Consider the following 26,142-nt stretch of genomic DNA (forward strand, 5'->3'; position numbering starts at 1 on the left):
AACAGGGGACCCCTCCTACCACCTCAGGCGCGGGGGGCGCCCACGGGCTGGGACGCCTCGACGAACTCCTCGCGCGGGTCGTGCAGCTGACCGAGCGCGACGACCTCCCGGCGGAGGAAGAACGCCAGCGACCAGTCGACCACCACGCGTACCTTGCGGTTGAACGAGGGGATCCGGCTCATGTGGTACGTCCGGTGCATGAACCAGGCCGGCCAGCCGGTCATCTTGATGCCGTACACCTGGGCGACACCCTTGTGCAGGCCGAGGCTGGCCACGCTGCCCGCGTGCTTGTGCCGGTAGTTGACCGGTTCCCGGCCCCGGATCACCGCTGCGATGTTGTCCGCCATCCGGGCGGCCTGCCGCACCGCGTGCTGCGCGCTCGGCGAGCAGTACGTCCCGGGCGGGCCGGTCAGGTCGGGCACCGCCGAGCAGTCACCGGCCGACCAGGCGCCGTCGACGATCCGGTCCCCGTCGACCACCTGGAGGGTGGGCAGGCAGGTGACCCGACGCCGCTCGTCGCGGGGGAAGTCGGTGGCGTCCAGCAACGGCGACGGCTTCACGCCGGCCGTCCAGACGATGGTGTCGGAGGGGAAGCTGTCGCCGTCGGAGAGCGTGACCACCCCGTCGACGCAGGACTCCAGGCGGGTGTCCAGCCGGATGTCCATGTTCCGCTTGAGCAGCTGCTGCACCGTGTACGCGCCCATGTCCCGGTCGACCTCGGGCAGCACCCGCTGGGTCGCCTCGACCAGCACCCAGCGCATGTCCTCCGGGGTCAGCTCCGGGTAGTACTTCAGCGCGTCCCGGGCCATGTCCTCCATCTCGGCGAGCGCCTCGATGCCGGCGTACCCGCCGCCGACGAACACGAAGGTCAGCGCACGACGACGCACGTCCGGGTCGGTGGTGGCGGCCGCCACGTCCAACCGGTCGAGGACGTGGTTACGCAGGTAGATGGCCTCACCGATGGTCTTGAAGCCGATCCCGTGCTCGTGCAGGCCGGGAATGGGCAGGGTCCGGGAGACCGAGCCGGGCGCGATGATCACGTGGTCGTACCGGATCTCGCGGACCGGACCGGTGATCGGCTGGACGGTGGCGGTCTTCCGGGAGTGCTCGATCCGCGTCACCGCACCCGCGACGACGGTGCACCTCCGCAACTCCCGCCGCAGCGGCACGACACTGTGCCGGGGAGAGATGTTGCCGGCCGCCGCTTCCGGAAGGAAGGGCTGGTACGTCATGTGCGGCTGCGGGTCGACGACGATGACCTCGGCCTCACGGGAGCTCAGCTTCTTCGAGAGGCGCAGGGCCGCGTAGAGCCCGACGTGGCCGGCGCCTACCACAAGGATCCGCTTCGGATTCACGTCTTCTATCTTTCCCCGACCGGCCCGGGTAATCCCGTTCGCGCCCCTTCTCTGTGACGCAGCACCCCCCTGTGACCTGCATGACCTTCGTTACGGGCGGGTTTCACCGACGCCGCAGGAGCCACCCCAGCAACGCCGTCACCACGACCGCGACGGTGAGTCCGCCGATCGTCACCGGCAGCATTCCCCGGTCCCCGCCGACTCCGGCGACGGTCAGCAACAGCACCCCGACGACCCCGGCGGCGAGGAGCACCCCGGCCGTCCGGGCCAGCCAGCGGACCACCAGCGCGGGATCGACCACGGCGTCGTACGGCAGCAGCGCGGCCAGGGCGCAGAGGTTGTGCCCCAGGTAGAGCAGGACGGCCAGCAGCAACAACCGCCACAGGGCGATCCGCTCGCCCTGGTCGAACGTGCCGTGGAGCCAGCCGGCGACGGTCACCAGGGCGGCGAAGGTCGGCCAGAACCGGTGCGGCCCGAGCGCGGGCAGCAACGCGGTCAGCAGCAGCGCCGGCAGGGCGTCGCCGAACCAGATGTCGACCGGGAACGCCACCGTGAAGCCGACCAGCACGGTGAGGAAGACCCCGACCCGGACCAGGAAGGGCAGCAGGGTGGCCCGGCGGGCCGCCTCCCGCGCCCCACTCACCCGATCGGCCACCCGCCGAACCACCGTCATCGGAGTCGCCTTTCGTTCGCGACTGCGGGACTCCGCTCCGCTACATTCCTCGCGCTCACCGGGCACCGGCCCTGGGGGCGGTGGCGAGCCGGGCCACGTCCCGGAGCACCTGGTCCAGGCTGCCCGCGCCGGCCCAGCGCACCACCGGTACGCCGTGCTCGCGCAACTGCTCGACCATCACGTCCCGGTCCAGTCGCCAGAGCCGGAACGCCACCTCGGCCCAGTCCCGTCGCCCGCCCTTCGGCGTGGGCAGGTCGGCGGGGAGGGTGTCCACCGCCACCACGAACCGACCGGAGCGGGCGAGCTGGGCGAGCATCTGCGCGGACCGCTCCTGCAACAGCGGGGTGAGCACCACCACGAGCGCGTCCGACGAGAGCAGCTGAGGGCCGAAGACCTGGTCGTCCGCCTCGTCCGGCCAGGACTCGGCGCGGACGTCGAGCAGCCACTCCAGCACGGTGAGGTACTGCCGGCGGCCGGTGGCCGGACGCAGCCGTCGGGCGGTCGGGCCGAACTCCAGCATCGACACCCGGTCGCCCCGGTGCAGGTAGTGCTCGCCGATCGCGGCGGCGGCCCGGACCGTGGTGTCCAGCACCGAGGCGGTGCCGTCGACGCCGCCGGAGCGTCCCGCCTCGGCGAGCACGTCGAGCAGGAGCACCACCTCCGCGTCCCGGTCGGAGAGGGTCGCCGCGACGTGCAGCTGCTTGGCCCGGAGCGAGACCCGCCAGTCGATCCGGCGGAGCCGGTCGCCGGGGGTGAAGACACGTACCCCGGCCAGTTCACCACCCTCGCCGGGGCGGCGGGAGTGGTGCGCGCCGACCAGGCCGGCGGCCCGGGGCATCGCCTCGACCGCCTCGAACGGCTCGGTCTTCGGATAGACCGTCACCCGGGCCGCTTCGGCGACGACAACCCGGGAGACCAGCAGCCCGTCGGCGGCGGCGGCCCGGGCGCCGGCCGGGCCGACCGGGTGCCGACCCCACCGCAGGGCGGTGCCGGCGAGCGTCAGGTCGACCGCCTCACCGGCCGGGACGAAGGTGGCGAACGGACGGTCGGCGGGACCCTCGCGCGGCGCGTCCGCGTCGAACCCGGACCGCTCGACACGCAGCCACGGCGACACCCGCGTCCGGACCACCGCCAGGTCGTAGCCGACCCGGTCGGGGTTGCCCACCGTCACCGTCGCGGCGAGGTCCCCGCCCTCGACGAGGTGCCCCTCGGCCGCCCCCGGCCACACCTGTGGCGGGGCGGCCGGTCGGCGGCGCAGCGCGTACGCGGTGCCGAGCGCGAACGGGGCGGCCAGCACCACCAGGTCGACCCGGCCGAGCACCACGCCGGCCACCAGCAGCAGCCCGGTGAGCAGCACGGCCCGGCCGAGCGCCCGGGTCGGCACCCAGGCGGACGGCTGCGGGTCCGGGGACGACCCGGCGGGCGTACCGGTCAACGTCCGCCCCGACCGGCGGCGTAGCTGGGCAGCGCGCCGCTCGCCGGCACCGGGGTGGCGTCGAGGACCTCGCCCACCACGAACGACGGGTCGACCCGGCGCAGCCACATCTCCGGGCGCAGCGTGATCCGGTGCGCGAGGGCCGGCACGGCGACGTCCTTGACGTCCTCCGGCACCACGTAGTCCCGGCCACCGAACGCGGCCCGGGCCCGGGCCAGCAACAGGAGCGCCAGCGACCCGCGCGGCGACGCGCCGACCAGCACGGACGGGTGGTCCCGGGTGGCCGCGGCCAGCTCGACGATGTACCGGCCGACGGAGTCCTCGACCGCCACGTCCTCCAGCGCGGCCTGCATGGCGCGCAGGGTGGTCGCGTCGACCACCGGCTTGATCTCCGCCTCCTCGCGGCGACGGGCCATCCGGCGGCGCAGCACCTCCCACTCCTCCTCCCGCTCCGGGTAACCGAAGGAGACCCGGAGCAGGAACCGGTCGAGCTGCGCCTCGGGCAGCGGATACGTGCCCTCGTACTCGATCGGGTTAGCGGTGGCGAGTACGTGGAACGGCTCGTCCAGCCGGTAGGTGACGCCCTCCACCGAGACCTGCTTCTCCTGCATCGCTTCCAGCAGCGCGGACTGGGTCTTCGGCGGAGTCCGGTTGATCTCGTCGGCGAGCAGCAGGTTGGTGAAGAGCGGACCGGCGCGGAAGGTGAAGTCGCCGCTGCGCTGGTCGTAGAGGAACGAGCCGGTGACGTCGGCGGGCAGCAGGTCGGGGGTGAACTGCAACCGGCGGAAATCCAGGCCGAGAGCCTGCGCGAAGGAACGCGCGGTGAGCGTCTTGCCGAGTCCCGGCAGGTCCTCCAGCAACACGTGCCCGCCGGCCAGGATCCCGGCGAGGACCAGTTCCAACGCCTCCCGCTTGCCGACCACGACCGACCCGACCGCGTCGAGCACCTCGCGGGCCAGCCGGCCGGCCTCGGCGGGCGTGACGTTCCGGTCCACGTCGTTCATCAGATCTTCTCCAGTTCGGCGACGATCGCCGCGAGGTCGCGCGGCGACGGGGGGCGGCGGCCGGGGGCGGCGAGGAAGGTCCAGAGCCCCTCGCCCAGCAGGGCACGGGCACGGGCCGGATCGGACTCGCGGGTCACCCCGTGCCGTTGGCGCAGTCGTTCGTCGGCCAGTTCGGTGATCCGGGGCAGGACGACCCGGGTGAAGCGTTCCGGCTCGCTGGTCGCCCACGCCAGCGGCAGAGCCCAGCCGTCCACGGCGGTTCGCAGCGCGTCCCCGGCGGGGGGCGGTTCGTCCGGGCCGGTCACCCGTGTGCTCCGTCGCGACGGCGGCGGTGGGGCCAGCCGGCCGGTGACCGTCCGGACGCCGAGGAGGGCGAGCACCCCGGCCACCAGCACCGGCAACGAGACGGTGAAGCCGACCGCCCGGAGCACGGCGACCAGCACCGCCGTGGCCGCACCGGTCACCAGGACGGTACGCAGCAGCCAGCGCAGCCAGCCGCCCCGGCGTCGCTCCGGCCGGCCGGCCGGTTCCTCCTCGAACCGGAGCAGGTCGTCGATGCTCGCGCCGCCGCGCGGGGCTGGCTCGCTCACGTCGGCACCTCGTCGGCGAAGACGGTCAACTCGGCCCGGATCCGGCGCAGCGCCGCGCGGGCCTGGTCGCGCATCCGCTCGTCGACGGTGCTGGTGGCGTACCGGGCGGCCCGGTAGACATGCGCGAACTCGGCCAGCACGTCGGCGCTGACGATCGCCGGGACGCCGCTGTCGGTGTCTCCCCGCAGCAGCCGGGAGACCAGGTCGGTCGGGGTGTCGCCGGCCCGTCGGGACACGCCGGCGGTGGCGGCGGCCTCCTCCAGCCGCACCCAGCAGGCGATCACCACCGTACGCGGGTCGCTGGACCGGTCGTCCAGCTCGATCAGGCCGGCGTCGAGCGCGGCGACCACGTCCCGGGCGGTCCCCTCGGCCGACGGGCGAGGACGGGTGGCGGACAGGCCGCGCCGGTTGGTCCGGCGCAGCGCGCCGCGTAGCACCGTCCAGAGGGCGTAGCCGAGGGCGAGCAGGGCGGTCAGCCCCAGCAGCACGACCGCGGCGGTGGTGACCCAGCCGGGGATGCGCGCGGCGGTCTCCCGGGCCGCCTCCCGGGGCTCGACCGGGAACGACGGGGAGGGCTGGGTCTCCGGGTACTCCGGGATGAACGGGACGTTCTCCGCAGCCGGTGGGATACGGGTCGCGCCGAGCGCGGAGTGCGCCGCCGCGACCGCAGCGACGGCGAGCAGGGCGGCCACGGCCAGGACGGGCCACCACCTGCGCAGCACGCTGAAGTCCATCGTCACCGCCCCGCGCAGTGTCAGTCCACCCCGGCCACCTGCTTCGCCCGGGTGAACACCTCGTCCAACATCTGTGGTGTGAGCCGTCCGGTGAAGGTGTTCTGCTGGCTGACGTGGTAGCAGCCCAGCAGTTCCGGTACGGCTGTGCCGGACCAGTGTGCCCCATGGCCGAACACCGGTCGCGGGCTGGGCGGCCGGACGCCGTACACCGCGCGTAGCGCCGGCCACCACGCGGCCCACGCGAACGCGCCCAGCGCGACCACGACGCGCAGCGTGGGGCGGATCAGTTCGAGCTCGCGGCGCAGCCACGGCGCGCACGTGTCCCGCTCGCCCGGGGTGGGCTTGTTGTCCGGGGGCGCGCAGCGCACCGCGGCGAAGATCCGGGTCTCCCGCAGGGTCAACCCGTCGTCCCGGGCGACGCTGGTCGGCTGGTTGGCCAGGCCGGCCCGGTGCAACGCGGCGAAGAGGACGTCCCCGGAGCGGTCCCCCGTGAAGATCCGCCCGGTGCGGTTGCCGCCGTGCGCGGCGGGGGCGAGGCCGAGGATGGCGATACGGGCGTCGGGTGTTCCGAAGCCGGGCACCGGGCGGCCCCAGTACTCCTGGTCCCGGAAGGCCGCCCGTTTCGTCCGGGCCACCTCCTCGCGCCAGGCGACCAGGCGCGGGCAGGCGAAGCACCCGCTGATCGCGCCGTCGAGGTCGGGCAGATCGGCCGCCCGCAGAGCGCGGGCGGCCACCTCGTCGGCGGTACGGGGCTCAGCCAAGCCGGCTCCGGAAGTGTTCGAGGGTACGGGCCCAGGCGCTGGCGGCGGCCCGCTGGTCGAAGACCTCCGGCCGGTCGTCGTTGAAGAACGAGTGCGCGGTGCCCGGGTAGTCGTGCAGGACGCAGGTGCCACCGGCGGACTCGATCGCCCGCCGGGCGGCCTGGACCCCCTCGGCCGCGGAGGCGCCGTCCGCCTCGGCACAGTGGATGACCGCCGCCTTGCCGGCGTAGTCGGCCCACCCGGGGCGCATCTCCGCCCAGGGCAGCACCGGGTAGAAGCCGGCGGTGGCGACGATCCGGTCGGAGACGGTCGCCGACCAGAGCGCCAGGCTGCCACCGGCGCAGAAGCCGACACAGCCGACACCGCCGCTCACGTCGGGTCGGTCGGCGAGGTATCCGGCCGCGGCGTCGACGTCGGCCGCCGCGTCGTCCATCCGCAGCGCCGTCATCAGTCGCCCCGCCTCGTCCGCGCCCTCGGTCACGGCACCGTGGTGGAGGTCCGGCGCGAACGCCACGAACCCGGCCTCGGCGAACCGGTCGGCGACCGAGGTGACGTGCGGGACGAGACCCCACCGCTCCTGGATGACGATGACCGCCGGACTGGTCGCACCGCCGGAGGGTATCGCGAGGTACCCCTCGCTCGTCGTACCGTCGTGGCGGTAGCTCACCATCTCGCCCATCGGGCATCCTCCTGGCGGTCAGTCATCGTTGGCTGGTCGCGTGGTTACGTGCGGGTAGCGTGCCACGCGCCGACCGGCCGGGGAAGACGCCGGCAGAGTGGGATTCACCTCCTGTTCAACCGGGCTCCACCAGGCCCGGAGGCGTCAGCTGCGGGGCACCAGGCAGAGCAGGTACCCGGTGCCGCCGGGCGGGATGCTGCTGTAGGTGTAGTAGGTGCCGCCCTCGGCCACGAACGGCTCGCACTGGCGGCCGTCGCGCACCTTCTCCTCGGTCTGCCCGTCGACCCGCCCGACCACGTCGTACGCGGCGTCCGTGGAGGAACAGGCGACCACCCGCGCCTCGGCGGCGCGGCGCTGCCCGCTCTCCGCGACGTCGGGCAGCGGGCCCAGGCAGTCACCCACCCGCGCCTCGGCGGTCCGGTCCGGGTCGAGCAGGCGGCCCGCGACGTCGTACCGCAGCCCGGCCACCACCAGCCCGCCCACCAGCACGGCGACCACCCCGAGCGTGACCAGCACCCGCAGCAGCGGGTGCCACCCGCCCCCGCCCGGGTCGGCATCGTCGCCGGTGGGCTCGGGCTCGCCGTCGGTCGGGTCCGACCCGACCTCAGCGGGAGCGGCGTCGCCGGCTGGAGTGGTGCTGGCCGCCGGGGTGGCGTCACCGGCGGAGGTGGCGCTGGCGGCCCGGGTGGCGTCGCTCCGGGCGTCGGCCGGCTCTCCTCCGGCGCTCCCATCCTCGGTCGGCGCGGGGGGCACGGCCTGCTCGGTCACGGGCGGTCCTTCCAGGAAGATCGACAGCGGAAACGGTAGCCACGTGGCACCGCTCGCGCTGTCCCCCGGAACGTGACCTCCGTCCCTCATCGACCCGGCGGCCGGCTGACCGGCCGTCAACTCCCCGGAGACACCCGGGTCACCGGGCGGCGGACTCCGTCGGGGTCGGGACCGGCGCGTCGTCCGGGCCCGCCGGGACGTCCGGCGAGCCGGAGCCGCCCGGCGTGGCCTCCGGCGTCGTCGTAACGCTCGGGGTGGCGTCCGGCCCCGGCGCGGCCTCCGGCGTCGCGGTCGGGGCGCCGGACGCCGGCGCCGGGTCCGTACGGAACTGGAACGGGGCCTGCTCCGGGCAGTACGGGTACGTCCGGCGGATCGAGTCGTCGACCGACTCCGGGCCCGGCACCTGGCAGTAGCCCGGCCAGCCGAGCCGGATCGGGGTCCCGTTCTGGTCGAAGAGGCGGGCGTCCCGCACCAGCCGGCCCTCGCCGTCGTAGACGAAGACGTCCTGGATGTTGGAGTACTGGTTGTCCACCGACACCGAGTCGTAGCCCTGGTAGCCGCCCCACCGGGCCCGTCCGTCGACGGTGGCCGCCCCGACCAGCCCGAAGAAGGCAAGCCCCAGCGACCCGACGAGCACGAGCCGGCGCGGCCACCGGGAGAGCCGCTCCGCGTTGCGACCGAGCCAGAGCGAGCCGACCACGCAGGCGGCCAGGAGGACCAGGCCGGCCAGGTGGCTGCCGCCGAGGCTGGGCAGCACCCCGAAGGTGCCACCGGTGCTCACCGCGGTCACCAGCATCGCGGCGAGGTAGGCCCGGACCAGCCACCAGGCGGGACGGAGCAGCCGCAGGTACTCCGAAGCGGTGGCGTACCCGAGCGACGGGCCGAGCCGGACGTCGAGGGCGCGCAGCCGGGTGCGGACCCCGAGCACGAGGCCGGCGACCCGCTGGTCCAGGTTCCGCCCGGTCCGCACCGGAGCGCCGGCGGCGGCCCGGAGTTCCGCCGCGTACGCCTCGGGCTCACCGAGCCGGCCGACCAGCGGTCCCCCATCCTCGGCGGCCACCTCGGCGAGGTGCTCCGACAGGTCCTCGGTCAACTCGTCCCGCTGGGCCGGGGGCAGGTCGGCCAGTGCCGCCCGGACCCGCTCGGCGTACGCCGTGATCTCCTGCTCCGTGACGGTCATGCCGTCGCCCCCCGATCGTCGAGCAGTGCGTCCATGGTGGTGGCGAACGAGTGCCAGAGCTTGCCGGACCTGCGCAGTTGGTCCCGCCCGGCCGCGTTCAGCGAGTAGTACTTGCGGTGCGGCCCGGACTCGCTCGGTACGACGTACGCGGTCAGCAGTCCGGCGGCGAAGAGTCGCCGCAGCGTGCCGTAGACCGAGGCGTCCCCGACCTCCTCCAGCCCGGCCGCACGCAGCCGGCGCAGGATGTCGTAGCCGTAGCCGTCCTCCTCGCGGAGAACGGCGAGGACCGCGAGATCCAGAACGCCCTTCAGGAGCTGGGTGGTGTCCACGCGCTGCACACTACTGTGCGATGCACAGTAGGGTCAACCGACGTTCCCGGGACCGGGCCGTTCCGCCGCCGCGCCGACTCCCCGGCACGGCGGGGCACGGTGCGGCACGCCCCCGGACATGCGACGGCGGAGACCCGACCCGCCGGACCTGCCGGTGGTCGAGCCCCCGCCGCTACCGTCTCAGTTGCCGTTCAGGCCGAGGACCGGCGGGGTGCTGCCGGAACCGGCGTGCCAGTCCATGTCGTCCTCGGTCAGCCAGGTGCTACGGGTGGCGGACTCGTCGTCGTCCCCACCGGACATCGGTGCGCCCCCGAGCACCCCGGGGCGCATCGCCCCGGCCGCGCCGGGACGGTTGCCCGTCCCGCCCAGCCGGCCACCCCCACCGACCGCGGCCCGGCTCTCCAGTCCGGTGGCTCCGGTGGGGCGGGGCACCGACGAGGAGGAAGCGACGCCGGCGGCCAGGGCTCCGGTGCCGAGCACACCACCGGCCGGCAGCGCGGTCGAGGAACCCCACGACGGCCCGGCGGCGGAGGTCCGGGTGCCACCCGCCGCGCTGGCCACCATGCCACCCGCTCCGGCGGCCCAGCCGGCGAGCAGGGCTCCGGTGCCGAGGGACGGACCGGCCCCGGCCAGCGAGGTGCCCGACCCCGGGCCGGTCGGCGCGGCGAGGTCGGAATCCGGGTCCCGCGACGGATCCGTGTCGCCGAGGTCACCGTTTCCGACCGGACGCGGACCGTCGGCCCGGCTGGTGCCGGTGTGCCCGGGGGAGCCGGTGCCCGGTGCCCGGGCCGGCGTGGTCGCTCCCGGCCCGCCGCGTGGCGTGTTCGAGGTCTCGCTCACCCCGCCCGGGGTGTCCACCGGCGGCGGGGCCGGCGGGCTCCAACGGTCGAAGGTGGAGAGGTCGTAGCTGGCGGCCAGCTCGGCCACCACCTTCACCATCCGCCGGTGCGCCTTCTCCTTCTCCTCCTGGTCCTGCTGGTGTCCGGCGATCCCGCCGATGACCGCGCCGACCGGCCCGAGGAGCGCGCCCTTCGCGGCACCGCTGATCGTCTTGTCGTGGTCGTCGGTCTCGTCCGGGCTCTCGGCCTCGCGCTGCGCCGTCCGCAGCGGTCCCGACATCAGCGACAGCCCCTCGTGGACCGAGCTCATCCCGCCGGCCAGGCTGGTCGAGTACTGGACCACGAGGCCGACCCGGCGCTGGAACTCGTCACCGGCGTCACCGGTCCAGGTGCGGTCGAGGGCGTCGAGGTCCTCGCGGAGCGCACGGCCGAGCCCGTCGACCGTGTCCTTCATCGAACTCCAGGCCGCGGCGAGAGTGTCGATCTGCTCGGCGTCGCCGGCCTGTACGCCCTGGTAGAGCTGCTCGTGGCTGACCGGCTGGTAGCGCTGTACGTACTCGTCAGACACGTGGCGTCCCCTCCGGAGCGAGCGGGTCGTCGACACCACCGAGGACCCGGGCGATGTCGGCGGCGTTGGCCCTGTTCCGCGCCTCGGTCGTCCGGTAGTTGTCGAGGATCTTCTGGGTCGCCTCCTGGGTCGCCAGCAGGGACCGCCGGAGTCGTTGGACGCGGTCGACGTAGCGGGTGTGCAGGTCGGTGTACTGCCGCGTGCTGCTGACCGCGTCAGCGAACGAGCCGAGCGCGGGCGGCCGGCACTGCAGCTCGGTGTTCAGCTTCCTGAGCAGTTGGTCAGCCTCGGTGATCCGGCCGGCCAGTCGCCGGTGGAAATCCTCCAGAGACAGTACGTCGACCCTGGTCTTCGTACCCATGCAGCATCCCCGTGGTCGTCGTGGCACTCGTCGCGGACCTCAGCGTAGTTGACCAAGGCAAGTCAGGCGACCCGGCCGGACGGCCGGGCTACCTGCGTCAACGGTCGCCCGACCCGTCGCCCGGGGACGGGGAGGAACCGGTGGTGGGTCCGGCGGAACCACCGGGGGAGGTCTCCTGCGGACCGTCGTCCCCCGTCGACCCGTCGGTCCGCTGCGGCCCCGGCGATCCGGACGGCGTGGGCCGGCTGGACCGGGTGGCGGAGAGCGTGCCGGGGTCGAAGTAGGCGCGGGCCGCGTCGCGTTCCAGGGCCGGCCCGGTGGGGATCAGCGCCAGCAGCGAGGCCGGGACGGCGAGCGGGGTCACCCCGGCGTAGCCGAGGGCGGCCGACGCGTCGCCGGAGCGGGTGCCGAGGGGATAGCGGATCCCCTGGGACGTGACCAGGTAGACGGTGGAGGCCGCCGCCCCCTGCCCGCCCTCACCGACCCCGGGCATCGCCCGGACCAGCGCGCCCTTGCCACCCGGCATGACCACCCGCTCCGCCGTCCGGACGGCGTCCCGGTCGCCCTGACGCACCTCGATCGAGCCGGGCGCGGACGGGGACAGTTCCGGCGGCGTACGGTCGAACACCTCGATCGTCGTGGTGCGCTCCCCCGCCGCACCCGCCCGGTACGTCGCGCAGACGGCCGCCCGGCCCGAGCCCGCCTGCCGCAGTTCGGGCAGTTTCTGCGGCACGCCCTCGTCCTCGAGACGCTGGTCGCTGAGCGCCCGGCCCGCCTGCTCCGGGGTGATGTCCTTGACCCCGCCCCCGTCCTGGCGCAGCAGCAGCGCGGTGATCTCACCGATCGACGCCAGGCCGTCCCGGGTCAGCACGTAGTGCTGGTCGGCGGCGCGGAAGATCTGCCCGACCCAGGCCGGCCCGTTGCCCACCTGCAACCGGCTGCGCTCCTTGTCCCCCGCGATGAACGGCTCCTTCAGCCGTGGCCCGGCCGGCACCGCGTTGATCAGTTGCTGACCGACCTCGATCGGCCGGACCGAGGCCATCTTCAGCGCGGCGATCGCCGCGTCACCGCCGAGGATCTGCATCCGGGTGTTCCGGAACAGCAGGTGGCGCTGTCCACCGACCGAGACCAGGATGGCCTGTTCACCGAGGGACGAGCCGCCGGAGAGCTGCCGGTCGACGACCAGACGCGTGGTCGACCGGCGCGGGTCGGCGGTGTCCGGCGTGTTGCAGACCGACCAGGGCAGACCGACCAGCGACGACCGGTCCGGCAGGCCGTCGGGGGCACCGGCGATGCCGACCATCCGGCCACGCGGCCGTTCCCGGATGGACGCCTGGGACATCGACCGGGTCTGCGGGCTCTCCTCGCCGAGGATGAGGCGGGCGGAGGCGTAGTTCAACGTCGGGTACAACCGCCCGTCGACGAAGACGTAGGTCGCCCCGGTCTCCTTCTCGATCACGAGGGTGTTCGGCTCCAGCGGGGCGCCACCCTTGGTGAGCAGGCCGTACACGCCCGCACCGGCGAGCACGATCGCCGCGACCATGGCGCTGCCGAAGACCGCCAGCCCCAGGCGCCGCATCGGCAGGTCCGTCGTCTCGGGGTCGCCCGACAGCAGGGCTGAGACGATGCGGCGGGTGACGAACCGGTACGCCTGAACCTGGTCACGGCGGGTCCGCATGCGCTACCTCCGGCAGGGGTGGGGGCTCCCGGACGAATCGCGAGGGCCGTTCCGGGCCTATCTACGATAAGGGCCCCCCACCGACGACGGGATTCGCCGTCCGCCGGCCGGCGGCGGACGGCAGGGCGACCCGATCCGAAGGAGACGACGCAGCGATGACCCAGGTAGAGACGGCCCGCGGTCGCGAGACGGTCGCGTCGGCCGGTGCACGGGTCGACCGGCCCGGCCGTGGTCGACTCGGTCCGGTGGCCGTCGGCCAGCTCGTCGTCCTGGAGGTCGGCGTGCTGACCGTGGGCGTGGTGTCGGGCGGGTCGGTCTGGGTGACCGCTGCCGTCGCCGTGCTGGTGCTCGGCGTGGTGCTGGCGACCTTCGCCCGACGGGGTGGCCGCTGGTGGTACGAGGACGTGGTCCTGCGCCGTCGGCTCCGGCGACGCGGCCGGGCCGCCCGCCGGGCCGCCCTGTCCCCGGCGACGGCCGACCCGCGACTGTCCGCGCTGGCCCCGGACCTGACCGTCACCGGGTTCGAGGACCGGGGCAACCGGCTGGGGCTGGGACAGGACGACCAGGGCTGGTTCGTCGCCTGCGCGGTGACCCTGCCGGACGGTTCGGCCGGGCCGCTGCCCGGGGCGGCGATCGACCGGGTGCTGCGGGTGCTGACCGGGTCGACCGGACCGGCCTCGGCCGTCCAGCTGGTCGCGCGCAGCCTGGTCTGGTATCCGAATCCGGGTGGGCAGGCCGCCTACCGGCGGGACGTCTGGGTGGCCGCCCGCCTCCGGGTGGCGGACGCCCGTACCGAGGCGGTCAACCGGGGCGGCGGCGTCGACGGGGTGCGCCGGACGATGGCGGCGGCGGCCGGCCGGCTCGGCAAGGCGCTCACCGGCGCGGGGCTGACGTACCGGATGCTCGACCCGGACGAGCTGGCGGCGGCCCTGCTCACCGCGGCCGGTCTCGACGTGGCCCCGGATCCGCAGGTGGAGAACTGGACCGGCCTGGCGGGCCGGGGCTGGACGCAGCAGTGCCTGGAGCTGCGCGGGCGGGCGGAGGCCCCGGTCGGCGCGCTCGCCGACGCGGTGACCGCCATCCCGGTGATGTCGCACACCCTCTCCGTGACGGTCGCTCCGGGCGGCCGGGTCGCCGCCCCGCTGCTCCGCGTCGCCGCCCCGGACAGCCGCGCCGCCGACCTGCTGACGACGGTCCGGGACGTGGCCCGGCGACACTCGTTCGTGCCCCGCCGGTTGGACGGGCGGCACGGGCCGGCGGCCTACGCGTGCGCGCCGGTCGCCGTGGGGGACAGCGTGACCGGCGGCGCCGCGCTGGTCAGGGGTTGATGTTGACGATCCAGCCGTAGAGACCGCAGACCCACGCGGCCAACGGCACCACCGCCACGATCAGCAGGATCTCCAGGATGTCCAGTACCCGGCCCCACACCGGGGAGATGTGCTTGCCGGCCACGGTCAGCCCGTAGACCAGGCTGATCACCGCCACCAGCACCAGACCGCCGAGCAGCGCGCCGAGGCGCAGCAGCGCGGACAGCTCGGTGAAGGTCGCCGCCGTCGCCAGCGCCAGGCCGACGGAACCGGCGACCAGCACCGGGATCCGCTGCGCCCGGCTGGCGAGCGGCCGGGCGCGCAGCAGGCAGAGCAGGGCCAGCACCGTGCAGAGCAGCACGGCCGGCAGCCGGCCGTCGAGGGCGAGGACCACCTCGCCGCCGAGGACGACGGTCGACACCGTCCACAGCAGACCGGTGAGGAACTGGTCCGCCCGGTCGCTGAGGGAGAGCAGCTGCCGGCCGTCGAACGACTCGTCGTCGGACTTGAGGTCCTCCGGGCCGGTCGGGATGGACGGGACGGGCAGCCGGGCCAGCCGGTAGGCCGTCATCGGCAACGCGGGCAGCACCGCGAACGCGATCGTGGCCAGCAGCGCGGCGGACGCGGCGTCGTCCACCCCGAAGGCGAGACAGACCGTCGCGGCGAGCCCGAGGGCGGCCCCGACCACGGTCGCGCCGAGGAACAGCGGCGTGCGGTCGCCCACCGCCAGCGCGGCCACCGCGCCGAAGACGAGCAGGGCGGTGGCGGAGACCAGCACGTGCGGGGGGCCGAGCGCGGTCAGCTCCCGGTCACCGGCGAGCAGGAGCAGTCCGCCGACACCGGCGTACACCAGACTCACCAGGGCCAGCGCCGAGCCGGTCCAGCTGTCCCCCAACGCCCGGGAGAGCACGGCCGCGGTCACCATCGCGGCGATCGCGACCACCAGGGCGACCAGCGCGCCGGGGAGCTGCGGCGGCCCGGCGAGCAGCGCCACGGCCGCGCCGCCGAGCAGCGCCACCGAGGCGAACAGGACGGAGAACCGCCGGGTGGTGGCGAGCTGCCAGCCGCCGGGCCGCCGGTTGGTGGCGGTCGCCACCGCGTCGACCACGTCGTCGAAGACGACCTCCGGGGTGGCCGCGTCCCGGGGGTTGAAGTAGAGCACCTCACCGTCGCGTACCCCGAGCTGACCCGCCGTCCGGCCGCCGTCGAGCGGTTGTCCGCCCAGCCGGGCCAGGGTCCAGCCGCCGTGCGTCACGCCCTGGTCGGCGAGGTCCTCCCCGGCGTACCGAAGCAGGGTGGGCAGCAGGTCGGCCAGGGGTACGTCGGACGGTAGGGCGAGATCCATCCGGGTTCTCGGCGCCACGATGGTGACCCGGCTCAGTTCACCGGTCCCCGTCATCGTCACCAGGGCCTCCTCGCACTCGCTCGTCGGTGGTGACGACCGGCGCGTCGCCGCCGGCCCACCATGCCCAGGGCAGATTACCCACGGGGACCGGCACGTACGATGCCACCTGACGTGTCCCGTCCCGGGCAGCCGGACGTCATGCGCGATCGGGGGAGTTACGACGTGAGCACGGTGGTCTTCCGACGCCCTCCCCGACAGGCCGGCCCGACCCTGCCGCGCGGTGAGGTGCTCCTGGAGTCCCCACCGGAGCTTCCGGAGCAGATGCCCCGCGGGTTCGGCCAGCTGCTGATGATCCTGCCGATGCTCTGCGGCGTGGGCGCGATGGCCTTCCTCTACGCCGGCCGCTCCGGCGGGACGATGACCTGGATCGCCGGTGGCCTCTTCGGCGTCTCGATGCTCGGCATGTTCCTCGGGTCGATGAGCAACGGCGGCAACGACAAGGCCGAGCTGAACGCCGAGCGGCGCGACTACATGCGGTACCTGACCCAGGTGCGCCGCAAGACCCGGCGGGCGGCGGAGCAGCAGCGGTCCGCCATGCGGTGGCGGCACCCGGAGCCGGACGCCCTCTGGTCGATCGCGGCGTCGCGCCGGCTGTGGGAGCGCCGGGTCACCGAGGACGACTTCGGCGAGGCCCGGATCGCCACCGGGCCGCAGCGGCTGGCGGTGCAGATCGTGCCGCCGGAGACCAAGCCGGTGGAGGACCTGGAGCCGATGAGCGCGATCGCGCTGCGCCGGTTCGTCCGTACCCACTCCACCGTGCCGGACCTGCCCACCGCGCTGTCCGTACGGTCGTTCAGCCGGGTGGCGTTGCGCGGCGAGCGCGAGGCGGTGCTCGGCCTGACCCGGGCGGTGCTGGGCCAGCTCGCCACCTTCCACGCCCCCGACGACCTGGTCCTGGCCGTGGTCGCGGCACCCGACCGGCACCCGACCTGGGACTGGGTCAAGTGGCTGCCACACGCGCAGCACCCCGGCCGGGCCGACGCGGCCGGCGCGCGCCGGCTGGTCTTCACCAGCCTCGCCGAGGCCGAGGCGGCCCTGACCAACGAGCTGTCCAGCCGCCCGAGGTACAGCCGGGAGGCGAAGCCGTTCACCAACGGGCCGCACGTGGTGGTCGTCCTGGACGGGGGCGAGGTCCCGCCGACCTGCCAGCTCGTCGGGATGGGGCTGCTCGGCACCACCGTCGTCGACCTCTCCGGCTCGGTGCCCCGGGACGTCGGCCGCTGGCTGATCTGCCTGGACGTCACCGACGGCTCCGCGCTGGACCTGGTGCAGGGGAAGTCCACCTCACGGCTGGGCCGCCCGGACCAGCTCGGCGCGGTCGCCGCGGAGGGGCTGGCCCGGCAGATCGCGCCCTACCGGCTGTCCCGGCAGACGGTCAGCGAGGAGCCGCTGGCCCGCAGCATGGAGCTGCCGGACCTGCTGGGGATCGGGGACGCCGCCGCGGTGGACGTCCGACGGACCTGGCGTCCGCGCGCGCACCGCGAACGGCTGCGCATCCCGCTCGGGGTCGGCCCCGAGGGCAACGTGGTGGAGATCGACTTCAAGGAGTCGGCGCACGAGGGCATGGGCCCGCACGGCCTGGTCATCGGCGCGACCGGCTCCGGCAAGAGCGAGCTGCTGCGGACCATCGTCGGCGCCCTGGCGGTCACCCACTCGTCGGAGGAACTCAACTTCGTCCTGGTCGACTTCAAGGGTGGCGCCACCTTCGCCTCCCTGGACGTGCTGCCGCACACCAGCGCCGTCATCACCAACCTCGCCGAAGAGCTGACGCTGGTCGACCGGATGCGCGACGCGCTCGCCGGGGAGATGAACCGCCGGCAGGAGGTGCTGCGCGCCGCCGGCAACTACATCTCCCGGTACGAGTACGAGAAGGCCCGCGCCGCCGGTGAGCCGCTGGAGCCGATGCCCAGCCTGATGATCATCTGCGACGAGTTCAGCGAGCTGCTCGCCGCCAAGCCGGACTTCATCGACCTCTTCGTGATGATCGGCCGGCTCGGCCGCTCGCTCGGCGTCCACCTGCTCCTGGCCAGCCAGCGGCTGGAGGAGGGGAAGCTGCGCGGCCTGGACACCCACCTGTCGTACCGGATCGGTCTGCGGACCTTCTCGGCGGTGGAGAGCCGCATCGTGCTCGGCGTGCCCGACGCCTACGAGCTGCCCAGCGCGCCCGGTCACGGCTACCTGAAGTCGGACACCGCCACCATGCTGCGGTTCCGGGCCGCCTACGTGTCCGGCCCGTACCGCGCCCCGGGCCGCCGCAACGCCACCTCGCAGGCCGCCCTCCAACGCAGCATCGTGCCGTACGGGGTGGACTTCGTGCCGATCCAGCGGGTCGAGACCCCGGTGGAGGCCACCGCGCCGGAGGAGCCGGAGTCCGGCAAGGTGACCACGATGCTCGACGTGCTCACCGAGCAGCTCCGGGGGAAGGGCACCCCGGCGCACCAGGTGTGGTTGCCGCCGCTGGGGGCGCCGCCCAGCCTGGGCGAGCTGTACGGCACCCTGACCGCCGACCCGAGGTTCGGGTTGACGGTGCCCGGCTGGGCCGGACGCGGCCAGCTCACCGTGCCGGTCGGTGTCGTGGACCGGCCGTACGAGCAGCGCCGGGACCCGATGATGGTGGAGCTGGCCGGCGCGGGCGGCAACGTGGTCATCGTGGGCGCGCCGCTGAGCGGCAAGAGCACCATGCTGCGGTCGATGCTGGCGTCGCTGGCGCTCAGCCACACCCCGCGCGAGGTGCAGTTCTTCTGCCTCGACTTCGGCGGAGGGGCGCTGCGCAGCCTGGAACGGCTGCCGCACATGGCGGGCGTGGCGCGACGCCGGGACACCGAGGCGGTCCGCCGGACAGTCGCCGAGGTGGTCACCATCATCGACGAGCGCGAGGCCCGGTTCGCCCAGCACGGCATCGACTCGGTGGCCGGCTACCGGCGTCGCCGGGCGGCCGGCGAGTTCGCCGACGACCCGTTCGGTGACGTCTTCCTGGTCGTCGACGGGTGGCACACGCTGCGCCAGGAGTACGAGGAGCTGGAGCAGACCATCACCAACCTCGCCGGCCGGGGCCTCGGGTTCGGCGTCCACGTGGTGCTCACTGCGGCCCGCTGGGCGGAGATCCGTATCAACATGCGGGACCTGCTCGGCACCAAGCTGGAACTGCGGCTCGGTGACCCGACCGAGTCCGAGATCGACCGTCGGGCTGCGGTCAACGTGCCACCGAAGTCCCCCGGCCGGGGTCTGACCCCCACCAAGCTCCAGTTCCTGGCCGCGGTGTCCCGGATCGACGGCGGCAACGCGATCGAGGACCTGACCGAGGCGTCGGTCGCCCTGGCCGAGCAGGTGGCCGCCGCCTGGCCGGGAGCGCCCGCGCCGAAGGTCCGCCTGCTCCCCCGCAAGCTGCCGGTGACCGAACTGGCCCGGGTCGTGGACCGGTCCGCTCCCGGCGTGCCGATCGGCGTCAACGAGTCGGCGCTGGCCCCGGTCTACCTGGACCTGGCCAGCGAACCGCACCTGACCGTCTTCGGCGACGTCGAGTGCGGCAAGACGAACCTGTTGCGGCTGATCGCCCGGGGCATCGTCGAGCGGTACACCCCGGCCGAGGCCCGGCTGGTCATCGCCGACTACCGCCGGGGCCTGCTCGGTGCCGTCGAAGGCGACCACCTGCTCGACTTCGCCCCGTCCAACCAGGTGTTCGCCCAGGGGCTGGCGTCGATCCGCAGCGCCCTGCAGAACCGGCTGCCCGGAGCCGACGTCACCACCGCCCAGCTGCGCGACCGGAGCTGGTGGAAGGGACCGGACCTCTACATCCTGGTCGACGACTACGACCTGGTCGCCTCCGGTGGGAACAACCCGCTCAGCGCGCTCCACGAGCTGCTGCCGCAGGCCCGCGACATCGGCCTGCACCTGATCGTCACCCGGCGGGCCGGCGGCGTCGCGCGTGCCCTCTACGAGCCGGTGCTGCAACGCCTGCGGGAACTGGACTCACCGGGCCTGCTGATGTCCGGCAACCGCGAGGAGGGAGCGGTCTTCGGAACGCTGCGCCCGAGCCCGCAGCCGCCGGGCCGGGGCACCCTGGTGCGCCGGCGCGACGGTCAGCAACTGATCCAGACCGCCTGGTGCGAGCCGTGACGGACGTGGGGGAGGATCCGCCGGTCGGCGGGTCCTCCCCCACGTGACGAACCACGGGCACGAGCCGGGGCGCTTGCGGCGGGTGAGCCGTCCGGTGTCCTACCGGGGCCCACCCCACCACCGGCCCGGGCTACCGCCGCTTCCGGTCCCGCTGGACCCACCACACGCCGAGCAGCAGCAGCCCCAGGAACAGCAGGATCCACATCGCCAGGAAAAGCAGGTCGCCCACTGGTGTCCCTCCCGTCGGTCAGCGGCGGTTGTTGAACCGGCTGGCCTGCACGATCGCGTCGTTGACCGAACGCGACACGGCCTCCAGCATGCCGTCCATGCTCTTACGGATGTCGCGGGCCTCGCCGAGCACGTCACCCAGGTCGGAGGTGCCCATCGTGTCGGACATGGCCTTGGCTACCGCCTCCTGCACGCCCTGCTGCGCCCCGTTGAAGGCCTCGGTGATCAGCTCGGCGAGGGTGTAGGAGTCCAGGCGCATCGCCCGCGAGTTGATCTCCAGCTGGCGGAGCCTGCCGTCCGCGCCCAGTTCGACGGAGACCATCCCGTCCTCGGTGTCGTACCGGCTGGTGATCTCCGCCAGCAGCGTCTCCACCTCGGACAGCTGCCGCATCCGCTGCTCGCTGTCGCGTACCACGCGCTCCAGGTCGTCCACGTTCGGGGTGTTCATGTCAAGCTCTTTCGTCGTCGTCGCGGTTGCGGGTCAGCCGCCCTGGACCTCGAAGCGCCGGGGCGCCTCGTAGTCGACGCGGATCTGCTCGAAGTCCGGCGCGGTGGGGATGCTGTCGCCCTTGGAGCCCATGTTGATCGCCCCGTAGGCGACGGCGGCCAGCATGGCCGCGACGGCCGTGCCCAGACCGCCGAGCAGGACGGCGACCTTGGCGGAGAGCGCGGTCAACGCCAGCCCGACGAACTCGATCATCGCCCGGGCGGCGGCCGAGGTGTGCGGGATGAAGAGGAGCACCACCAGACCGATCAGGATGACCAGGCAGGCGCCGGCGAAGGCCAGCACGGCCACGAAGGAGACCATGTACGCGTTGGAGACGGTGTCCAACGTGCTGGAGATGTCGCTGGCGGCGGTGCGGAACTGCTCGATCTCGCCCTTGAAGTTGGTCAGCGAGTCGGCGAAGGCGTCCTTGTCGTCGGCCGTCCAGTCGTCACCCTTGCCGAGCGCGTTGTCGAGGTGGGTGGCGAACGTGCCGAGGTCGTTCGCGATCTCCTTCCACACCGACGCCGCGTCGGACATGTCCATCGGATTGGCCGCCATGGTGCCCACGGCGACCACGGCGATGACCGCGGTCTTCGCGATCTTCGCGTTCGCCTCGACCGCTGTCTTCACGGCCGCGAACATCACGGCGTTGGCGACGCTGACCATGCTCGGCTCCCCGTCTCACTCTGCTGCTTCGTCAGGACCGTGTCGCTCACGTGGTGACGACCGTGTTCGCGTTCTCGGCCCGGATCCAGGTGTCCCGGGCCGTCGCGAGTTCGTCGAGGTAGTCGTCGACGGTCTCCCGGATCTCGGTCAGCGCCGTCGAGGCCTTCTCCCGGGCGTCACCGTAGGCCATGGCGATCGGGACGCCGACGACGCCGAAGTGCGGGAAACCGATCTCGGTGTCCGCGAGTTTGGCCTTGATCGCATCGACTCCGTTCGGGCCGGAGAGGGCGTTCCTGCGCAGGTGCTCCCGGATCGCCTCGATCGCTTCCGAGGAGATGTGCTTGCTGGTCATCCGGGATCGCTCCTTGGTCGACGGCCTGCGGGCGGCACGGGCGGAACTGTAGCAAAGACGCTCGTCGGTACGTCCCCACGCGACCTGCCGGGGTGGTAGCAGGGGCCCCCTGTTACCGCTTTCTGTCGTGCAGGGGGCCCCTGCTACCACCCCAGCCCGGCGCGACACCCGAGCCGGTGCAGCACCCGGGCCGGCGCGGACACGGACGGTCCGGCTGTCGTCACACAGCGACCCGCCCGGCTCCACCCCCGTCGTGAACAGCCCGTTCCGGGCTACACCCCATCGACGGCGTGGGTTACCGTCTGGGCGGAAGTGTCCGTCGGTGGGGTGAGACCGCTCTGCCGCGGGGGGAGGCGCGGCGCGTCAAGCCGCCACAGAAGACGGAAGGGTGTGACATGGCGTTCGAGGTCGAAGCTGCGACCCTGCATACCGCCGCGAGTGACGTACGCTCCACGCGCAGCGAGGTCGACGGTGAGCTGAAGAAGCTGTGGAACGTCGTCGACGACCTGGCCATCGCCTGGAAGGGCGGGGCGTCCACGGGTTTCCAGCAGCTCATGCAGCGGTGGAACGAGGACACCGGCAAGCTGCTGACGGCGATGGACAGCATCGCCGACCTGCTCGACAAGTCGGGCACCACGCACCAGGTGAACGACGAAGAGCAGCAGCAGATGCTGGACAAGTTCCACGCTGCCCTGAACCCGTGACCCGGCGACCGCAGAGAGGTACATCGTGACGATCAAGGTTGACTACGCGGTCCTCGAGGCCAGCAACGCGCAGATGCAGACCATCTCGCGGACCATCGACGAGAAGCTGGACACGCTCCGGCAGATGCTCAGCAAGCTCCAGTGGGACGGTGAGGACCGGACCGCGTACGAGCAGCACCAGGCTCAGTGGGACGCCGCCGTACGGGACATCAACAAGATCCTGAACGACATCGGCGGGGCGGTGGGCATCGCCCGCGAGAACTACGTGACCACCGAGATGAGCAACTCGAAGATGTGGCACTGAGACAATCGCCAGCGCGGCTCCGGTCCGGTCCGACCGGCCGGAGCCGCACTGTGTCGGGTGGTCGGCGTCCGGGGAGAACGATGCGCAGGAGAGACGGCTTCCACACGGGCCGACGGTCCGCGGCGGCCGTGCTGGCCGTACTGGTCGCGACCGGCGCCGGCCTGCTGACCACCCCCGGACCGGCCCGCGCCGAGACCGTCCGCGGGCACCAGTGGTACCTGGACACCCTGCGGATCCCCCAGGCGCACAAGCTCAGCAAGGGCAGCGGCGTCACCGTCGCGGTGATCGACGGCGGGGTGGACGCCTCCCACCCGGACCTGCGCGGTCAGGTCCTGGCGGGGCACGGGATCGGTGGCGACGCCGCCGCCGACGGTCGCCGGGACGCCAACCGGATCGGGCACGGCACGGGTATGGCGGGACTGATCGCCGGCCGTGGCGGAGGCACCGACCGACTCCTGGGCATCGCCCCGGCGGCGAAGATCCTGCCGGTGTCCGTCGGGGCGCGGTTCGACCCGGGCGAGTTGACCACGGCGATCCGCTGGGCGGTGGACAACGGAGCGGACGTCGTCAACCTGTCGCTCGGCACTCCCGGTCGACCCGACCGCGCCGAACTCGACGCGATCCGGTACGCCCTGGAGAAGAACGTCGTCGTGGTCGCCTCGGCCGGCAACCGGGAGCAGGGCGACACAGCCGTCACGTCACCGGCCAACATCCCCGGCGTCGTCGCGGTCTCCGGGCTGGCCGAGAAGGGCGGCTTCTTCGCCGGTTCGGTGCGCGGCCCGGAGGTCGTGCTGGCCGCCCCGCAGGAACGCATCATCAGCCCCCGCCCGTACGCCGTGTCGAAGAACGGATACGGCCTGACCAGCGGTACGAGCGACTCCGCCGCGATCGTCTCCGGGGTGGCCGCCCTGGTGCGGTCCCGCTACCCGGACCTCGACGCGGCCAACGTGGTCAACCGGCTGATCCGGACCGCCGACGACGCGGGCCGGTCGGGTCGGGACGACCAGTTCGGCTTCGGTGCGGTGAACCCGGTGGCCGCACTCAGCGGCTCGGTGCCGGCGGTGCGCGACCACCCGCTGACGCAGACGTCGGCCGCCGACCCGGCTGAGGTGCCCACTGACCAGCAGGACGAGCAGGGCATCTACGGCTTCCGGGTGACGAACAAGGCCGGTGCGGCCCTCCAGGTCGGCCTCTGTCTGGCGGTGGTCGTCGGCGTGATCGTCCTCATCGTGCTGGCCCGGCGGTCCGGGAGACGTCGGACACCCGCCGGCCCACCCGCTCCCCCGCCACCTCCCGGCGGTTGGCCGCCCACCGGTCCCCCACCGGCCGGCCCCGGGTGGCACCCCGCGTCCGGCCCGGTACCGGGGCAGCCGCCGTCCGGGCACTATCCGGGACACCCACCGTCCGGGCAGTACCCGGGACAGCCACCAACCGGGCCGTACCCGGGACACCCGCCGACGTTCACCGCCCATCCGCACGCCGCGCCGGTGCCCGGAGCGGCCCAGCCGGGCGCCGGCCCGGTGCCGCCGGCCCCGGCCGCGCCACCGCACGCCGACACGGACCGGTAGGGTCCGCCGCCGCGCGGGACGACACCACAAGCCAACGGGGAGGACACGGATGACTGACAGAACTTCGCAGCCGGATCAGATCGAGGTCGAGACGCCGCGCCTTCCGCTGTCGCCGACCCTTCCGGTCAGCATCAACGGTTTCGGCATGGACAACGTCAACCGCGCCGAGACGCCGTCGGACCTGGTCGCCGGCCCGAACGAGGCCGGCGTCAAGACCGAGTGGGACGCGTCCACGCTGGACGGCGCGATCAGCTGGCTGAGCGCGCACGCCTCCTACCTGCGCCGGCTCTACCACGGCATGGCCGACATCCAGGACCTGATGGGTGGCGCGGGAGCGGCCGCCACCGCCGGCATGCCGTCGGGGGTGAGCGGGATGCAGAAGAGCCCGCTGGGGGGCTTCACCTGGGCGGGCCGGCTGACCCAGAAGCACTCCAACCTCTACACCGGCACCGAGTCGGGGGTGCTCGACCTGGCCACCCGGCTGGAGGACGCGGTCGAGGTGTTGCAGAAGGTCAAGGAGAACTACCAGACGGCGGAGCGGGCCAACGAGATGACCGCCGAACAGATCAGACAGATCTTCGCGGACGTCGCTTCCGGCGGCGAGAGCTAGGGCGGGAGCGGCCTGATGGGTGTCAGTTGGGAAGAGATGTGCCAGCAGGTCGTCATCGACGGCCGGCCCGGTGACGTGGCCAGTGCCGCCCTCGGGTGGACGGAGCTGCTGAAGAACCTGCGCAGCGTCAAGGAGAGCCTGGAGAAGAACGCCACGGACCTGGGGACGGTCTGGAAGGGGCCGGCGTACGACGCGTTCAAGACGAACGTCGACGAGATCGCCAAGTCCACCGGACGACTGATCGACGACGCCGAGGAGGGCGACGGGATCGTCCACTCCCTGAACGCCGCTGCGGACCGGCTGAGCGCGGCGCAGGCGGACTTCCCGATCCCGGCCTCGTGCGTCAACGACGTGCTGGAGGCCCGGAACGGACACCTCACCATCGGCGTCGGCTTCTTCGAGGCGAAGGTGGCTCCGGACTTCCTCGGCCTGCTGGACCCGATCGCCGGACTGGCCGACTGGCTCAACGACCGGACCGACGAGGCCGCCCAGGTCTACGAACGGGTCAACAACCAGTACCAGGGCCAGGCCAGCACCATGCCGGGCGAGACGAGCGCGCTGCCGACCCAGCGGAACCCCAACCTGGAGACCCCGAACCTGGAGACCGGTGGCGGCGGAGGCGGCGCGGGCTCGGTGCCGTCGCTGCCGGGCGGCCCCGGCACGGGCCGGGCACCGGGCACGCCGGACCTCCCGTCGACGACCAACCCCGACGTGCCGTCCACGCCCGACCCGGACCTCGGCCGGGATCCCGGCACGGACCTGCCCGACACCACCACGCCCGGCTTCGACGACGACCCGGGCCTGGACGAGGACCAGTACGGATCCGGGTTGGCCAGTGCCACCCCGACGACCGGCACCGGCGGTCTGCCCAGCACTTCCGGACTGGGCGGCGGTGGTCTCGGCGGCGGTGCCGGTTCGGGGTCGGTTCCCGGCGGCGGCGCGCTCGGCCGTCCCGTCGCCACGATGATGCCGCCGATGATGGGTGGCGGTGCCGCCGGCGCCGGCCGGGGCGGTGGAAAGCTCGGTGCGGGCCGCCTGGGCGCGGGCGTGGCCCCCGGCATGCTCGGCGGAGCCGGTGGCGCGGGTGGCCGGGGTGCCGGTGGCAACCGGGGTGTCGGCGCGGCGGCCGCCGGGACGCGGGGCGCGGCCGGCGGCCGGGGTGGCCTGGTCGGCGCGGGCGGAGCCGGTTACGGGGAGGACGAGGCCAGCCGGAGTACCTGGCTCGACGAGGACGAGGACGTCTGGGGCGCGGACGGCGACAGCCTGCCGGGCATCCTCCGCTGAGGTGGTAGGAGGGGTCCCTTGTTACCGCTTGGCGGATTCGAGGGGTCGTTGCAACACAGGTGATCAACTGGTTTCGGTGAGGAGTTTAGCGAGGCGCTCGGCTGGGGTGTCCCAGCCGAGTGTTTTGCGTGGTCGGCCGTTGAGTTCGGCGGCTACC

General features: G+C 73.5%; 25 protein-coding genes. 7 read left to right on the forward strand and 18 right to left on the reverse strand.

What is annotated here, in order from left to right; genetic code table 11:
• Positions 1–23: 23 nt before the first annotated feature.
• The 14 genes from QSK20_RS08645 to eccB form a co-directional block, all read right to left on the reverse strand.
• Positions 24–1,355 (reverse strand): NAD(P)/FAD-dependent oxidoreductase, encoded by a 1,332-nt coding sequence (locus tag QSK20_RS08645; protein WP_285788041.1) that lies wholly within the window; start codon positions 1,353–1,355, stop codon positions 24–26.
• A 103-nt stretch (positions 1,356–1,458) separates the two neighbouring features.
• Positions 1,459–2,028, reverse strand: coding sequence for a hypothetical protein (locus QSK20_RS08650; protein WP_285788042.1), 570 nt, complete (start codon positions 2,026–2,028; stop codon positions 1,459–1,461).
• Between the two features lie 55 nt (positions 2,029–2,083).
• Positions 2,084–3,463, reverse strand: a complete 1,380-nt coding sequence (locus QSK20_RS08655) for a DUF58 domain-containing protein (RefSeq protein ID WP_285788043.1) — start codon at positions 3,461–3,463, stop codon at positions 2,084–2,086.
• Positions 3,460–4,467 carry an AAA family ATPase gene (locus QSK20_RS08660; protein WP_145834082.1) on the reverse strand — a complete coding sequence of 336 codons (1,008 nt, stop codon included), beginning with the start codon at positions 4,465–4,467 and terminating at the stop codon, positions 3,460–3,462. The genes QSK20_RS08655 and QSK20_RS08660 overlap by 4 nt, the downstream gene beginning before the upstream one ends.
• Positions 4,467–5,057, reverse strand: coding sequence for a hypothetical protein (locus QSK20_RS08665; protein WP_285788044.1), 591 nt, complete (start codon positions 5,055–5,057; stop codon positions 4,467–4,469). The genes QSK20_RS08660 and QSK20_RS08665 overlap by 1 nt, the downstream gene beginning before the upstream one ends.
• Positions 5,054–5,791 carry a DUF4129 domain-containing protein gene (locus tag QSK20_RS08670; protein WP_285788071.1) on the reverse strand — a complete coding sequence of 246 codons (738 nt, stop codon included), beginning with the start codon at positions 5,789–5,791 and terminating at the stop codon, positions 5,054–5,056. Before QSK20_RS08670 ends, QSK20_RS08665 begins: the two co-directional genes overlap by 4 nt.
• A gap of 20 nt (positions 5,792–5,811) precedes the next feature.
• Positions 5,812–6,525: a uracil-DNA glycosylase gene (locus QSK20_RS08675; RefSeq protein ID WP_285788072.1), complete on the reverse strand. Its 714-nt coding sequence runs from the start codon at positions 6,523–6,525 to the stop codon at positions 5,812–5,814.
• Between the two features lie 19 nt (positions 6,526–6,544).
• Positions 6,545–7,231, reverse strand: a complete 687-nt coding sequence (locus QSK20_RS08680) for a dienelactone hydrolase family protein (RefSeq protein WP_285788045.1) — start codon at positions 7,229–7,231, stop codon at positions 6,545–6,547.
• 144 nt (positions 7,232–7,375) lie between these two features.
• Positions 7,376–7,999 carry an LppU/SCO3897 family protein gene (locus QSK20_RS08685; protein ID WP_285788046.1) on the reverse strand — a complete coding sequence of 208 codons (624 nt, stop codon included), beginning with the start codon at positions 7,997–7,999 and terminating at the stop codon, positions 7,376–7,378.
• Positions 8,000–8,138: 139 nt separating this feature from the next.
• Complete coding sequence (locus tag QSK20_RS08690) at positions 8,139–9,179, reverse strand: HAAS signaling domain-containing protein (RefSeq protein WP_285788047.1); 1,041 nt, start codon at positions 9,177–9,179, stop codon at positions 8,139–8,141.
• On the reverse strand, positions 9,176–9,508 hold the full coding sequence (locus QSK20_RS08695; RefSeq protein ID WP_088980634.1) for a PadR family transcriptional regulator: 333 nt from the start codon (positions 9,506–9,508) through the stop codon (positions 9,176–9,178). Before QSK20_RS08695 ends, QSK20_RS08690 begins: the two co-directional genes overlap by 4 nt.
• A gap of 180 nt (positions 9,509–9,688) precedes the next feature.
• A complete protein-coding gene (locus tag QSK20_RS08700; RefSeq protein ID WP_285788048.1) occupies positions 9,689–10,915 on the reverse strand; it encodes a WXG100 family type VII secretion target in 1,227 nt (408 codons plus the stop codon).
• Entirely contained in the window at positions 10,908–11,276 is a 369-nt protein-coding gene (locus tag QSK20_RS08705) for a hypothetical protein (protein WP_285788049.1), read from the reverse strand. The genes QSK20_RS08700 and QSK20_RS08705 overlap by 8 nt, the downstream gene beginning before the upstream one ends.
• Before the next feature lie 97 nt (positions 11,277–11,373).
• Positions 11,374–12,954: a type VII secretion protein EccB gene (gene eccB, locus QSK20_RS08710; RefSeq protein WP_285788050.1), complete on the reverse strand. Its 1,581-nt coding sequence runs from the start codon at positions 12,952–12,954 to the stop codon at positions 11,374–11,376.
• 155 nt (positions 12,955–13,109) lie between these two features.
• On the opposite strand from eccB, the gene QSK20_RS08715 reads away from it, so the two are divergent.
• Positions 13,110–14,282 (forward strand): type VII secretion protein EccE, encoded by a 1,173-nt coding sequence (locus tag QSK20_RS08715; protein ID WP_285788051.1) that lies wholly within the window; start codon positions 13,110–13,112, stop codon positions 14,280–14,282.
• Here the strand turns inward: QSK20_RS08715 and eccD are convergent.
• Positions 14,272–15,660 carry a type VII secretion integral membrane protein EccD gene (gene eccD / locus QSK20_RS08720; protein ID WP_285788073.1) on the reverse strand — a complete coding sequence of 463 codons (1,389 nt, stop codon included), beginning with the start codon at positions 15,658–15,660 and terminating at the stop codon, positions 14,272–14,274. The genes QSK20_RS08715 and eccD overlap by 11 nt on opposite strands.
• 168 nt (positions 15,661–15,828) lie before the next feature.
• Between eccD and eccCa the strand changes: the two genes are divergently transcribed.
• Positions 15,829–19,782, forward strand: a complete 3,954-nt coding sequence (eccCa, locus tag QSK20_RS08725) for a type VII secretion protein EccCa (protein WP_285788052.1) — start codon at positions 15,829–15,831, stop codon at positions 19,780–19,782.
• A gap of 247 nt (positions 19,783–20,029) precedes the next feature.
• On the opposite strand, the gene QSK20_RS08730 is transcribed toward eccCa, so the two are convergent.
• From QSK20_RS08730 to QSK20_RS08740, 3 genes are read right to left on the reverse strand one after another with little or no spacing between them, the layout of a single operon-like run.
• The gene (locus tag QSK20_RS08730) at positions 20,030–20,458 is read right to left on the reverse strand and encodes a YbaB/EbfC family nucleoid-associated protein (RefSeq protein ID WP_088980640.1); all 429 of its coding nucleotides are present in this window, start codon (positions 20,456–20,458) and stop codon (positions 20,030–20,032) included.
• A 33-nt stretch (positions 20,459–20,491) separates the two neighbouring features.
• Entirely contained in the window at positions 20,492–21,163 is a 672-nt protein-coding gene (locus tag QSK20_RS08735) for a WXG100 family type VII secretion target (RefSeq protein ID WP_285788053.1), read from the reverse strand.
• A gap of 46 nt (positions 21,164–21,209) precedes the next feature.
• Complete coding sequence (locus QSK20_RS08740; RefSeq protein WP_285788054.1) at positions 21,210–21,515, reverse strand: hypothetical protein; 306 nt, start codon at positions 21,513–21,515, stop codon at positions 21,210–21,212.
• A gap of 395 nt (positions 21,516–21,910) precedes the next feature.
• On the opposite strand from QSK20_RS08740, the gene QSK20_RS08745 reads away from it, so the two are divergent.
• The 5 genes from QSK20_RS08745 to QSK20_RS08765 all read left to right on the forward strand — a co-directional run bounded on the left by QSK20_RS08745 (position 21,911) and on the right by QSK20_RS08765 (position 25,985).
• Positions 21,911–22,219 carry a WXG100 family type VII secretion target gene (locus QSK20_RS08745; protein WP_285788055.1) on the forward strand — a complete coding sequence of 103 codons (309 nt, stop codon included), beginning with the start codon at positions 21,911–21,913 and terminating at the stop codon, positions 22,217–22,219.
• Positions 22,220–22,244: 25 nt separating this feature from the next.
• A complete protein-coding gene (locus tag QSK20_RS08750) occupies positions 22,245–22,523 on the forward strand; it encodes a WXG100 family type VII secretion target (RefSeq protein ID WP_088980644.1) in 279 nt (92 codons plus the stop codon).
• Positions 22,524–22,603: 80 nt separating this feature from the next.
• Positions 22,604–24,091 (forward strand): type VII secretion-associated serine protease mycosin, encoded by a 1,488-nt coding sequence (gene mycP, locus QSK20_RS08755; protein WP_285788056.1) that lies wholly within the window; start codon positions 22,604–22,606, stop codon positions 24,089–24,091.
• Between the two features lie 49 nt (positions 24,092–24,140).
• Positions 24,141–24,701, forward strand: coding sequence for a hypothetical protein (locus QSK20_RS08760; RefSeq protein ID WP_285788057.1), 561 nt, complete (start codon positions 24,141–24,143; stop codon positions 24,699–24,701).
• A 15-nt stretch (positions 24,702–24,716) separates the two neighbouring features.
• On the forward strand, positions 24,717–25,985 hold the full coding sequence (locus QSK20_RS08765) for a WXG100 family type VII secretion target (protein WP_285788058.1): 1,269 nt from the start codon (positions 24,717–24,719) through the stop codon (positions 25,983–25,985).
• Positions 25,986–26,142: the final 157 nt, after the last annotated feature.

It is taken from the genome of Micromonospora sp. NBRC 101691, assembly GCF_030269285.1.
In the GTDB taxonomy this organism is placed as follows: domain Bacteria; phylum Actinomycetota; class Actinomycetes; order Mycobacteriales; family Micromonosporaceae; genus Micromonospora; species Micromonospora echinospora.

What these genes read in the sequence shown, in the direction of transcription:
- QSK20_RS08740 (WP_285788054.1), bottom strand. Translation starts at nt 21,515, where the DNA reads ATGACCAGCAAGCACATCTCCTCGGAAGCGATCGAGGCGATCCGGGAG.
- QSK20_RS08690 (WP_285788047.1), bottom strand. Translation starts at nt 9,179, where the DNA reads ATGACCGTCACGGAGCAGGAGATCACGGCGTACGCCGAGCGGGTCCGG.
- QSK20_RS08760 (WP_285788057.1), top strand. Translation starts at nt 24,141, where the DNA reads ATGACTGACAGAACTTCGCAGCCGGATCAGATCGAGGTCGAGACGCCG.
- QSK20_RS08730 (WP_088980640.1), bottom strand. Translation starts at nt 20,458, where the DNA reads ATGAACACCCCGAACGTGGACGACCTGGAGCGCGTGGTACGCGACAGC.
- QSK20_RS08670 (WP_285788071.1), bottom strand. Translation starts at nt 5,791, where the DNA reads ATGGACTTCAGCGTGCTGCGCAGGTGGTGGCCCGTCCTGGCCGTGGCC.
- QSK20_RS08715 (WP_285788051.1), top strand. Translation starts at nt 13,110, where the DNA reads ATGACCCAGGTAGAGACGGCCCGCGGTCGCGAGACGGTCGCGTCGGCC.
- QSK20_RS08680 (WP_285788045.1), bottom strand. Translation starts at nt 7,231, where the DNA reads ATGGGCGAGATGGTGAGCTACCGCCACGACGGTACGACGAGCGAGGGG.
- QSK20_RS08660 (WP_145834082.1), bottom strand. Translation starts at nt 4,467, where the DNA reads ATGAACGACGTGGACCGGAACGTCACGCCCGCCGAGGCCGGCCGGCTG.
- QSK20_RS08745 (WP_285788055.1), top strand. Translation starts at nt 21,911, where the DNA reads ATGGCGTTCGAGGTCGAAGCTGCGACCCTGCATACCGCCGCGAGTGAC.
- eccD (WP_285788073.1), bottom strand. Translation starts at nt 15,660, where the DNA reads ATGACGGGGACCGGTGAACTGAGCCGGGTCACCATCGTGGCGCCGAGA.
- QSK20_RS08705 (WP_285788049.1), bottom strand. Translation starts at nt 11,276, where the DNA reads ATGGGTACGAAGACCAGGGTCGACGTACTGTCTCTGGAGGATTTCCAC.
- mycP (WP_285788056.1), top strand. Translation starts at nt 22,604, where the DNA reads ATGCGCAGGAGAGACGGCTTCCACACGGGCCGACGGTCCGCGGCGGCC.
- QSK20_RS08765 (WP_285788058.1), top strand. Translation starts at nt 24,717, where the DNA reads ATGGGTGTCAGTTGGGAAGAGATGTGCCAGCAGGTCGTCATCGACGGC.
- eccB (WP_285788050.1), bottom strand. Translation starts at nt 12,954, where the DNA reads ATGCGGACCCGCCGTGACCAGGTTCAGGCGTACCGGTTCGTCACCCGC.
- QSK20_RS08735 (WP_285788053.1), bottom strand. Translation starts at nt 21,163, where the DNA reads ATGGTCAGCGTCGCCAACGCCGTGATGTTCGCGGCCGTGAAGACAGCG.
- QSK20_RS08650 (WP_285788042.1), bottom strand. Translation starts at nt 2,028, where the DNA reads ATGACGGTGGTTCGGCGGGTGGCCGATCGGGTGAGTGGGGCGCGGGAG.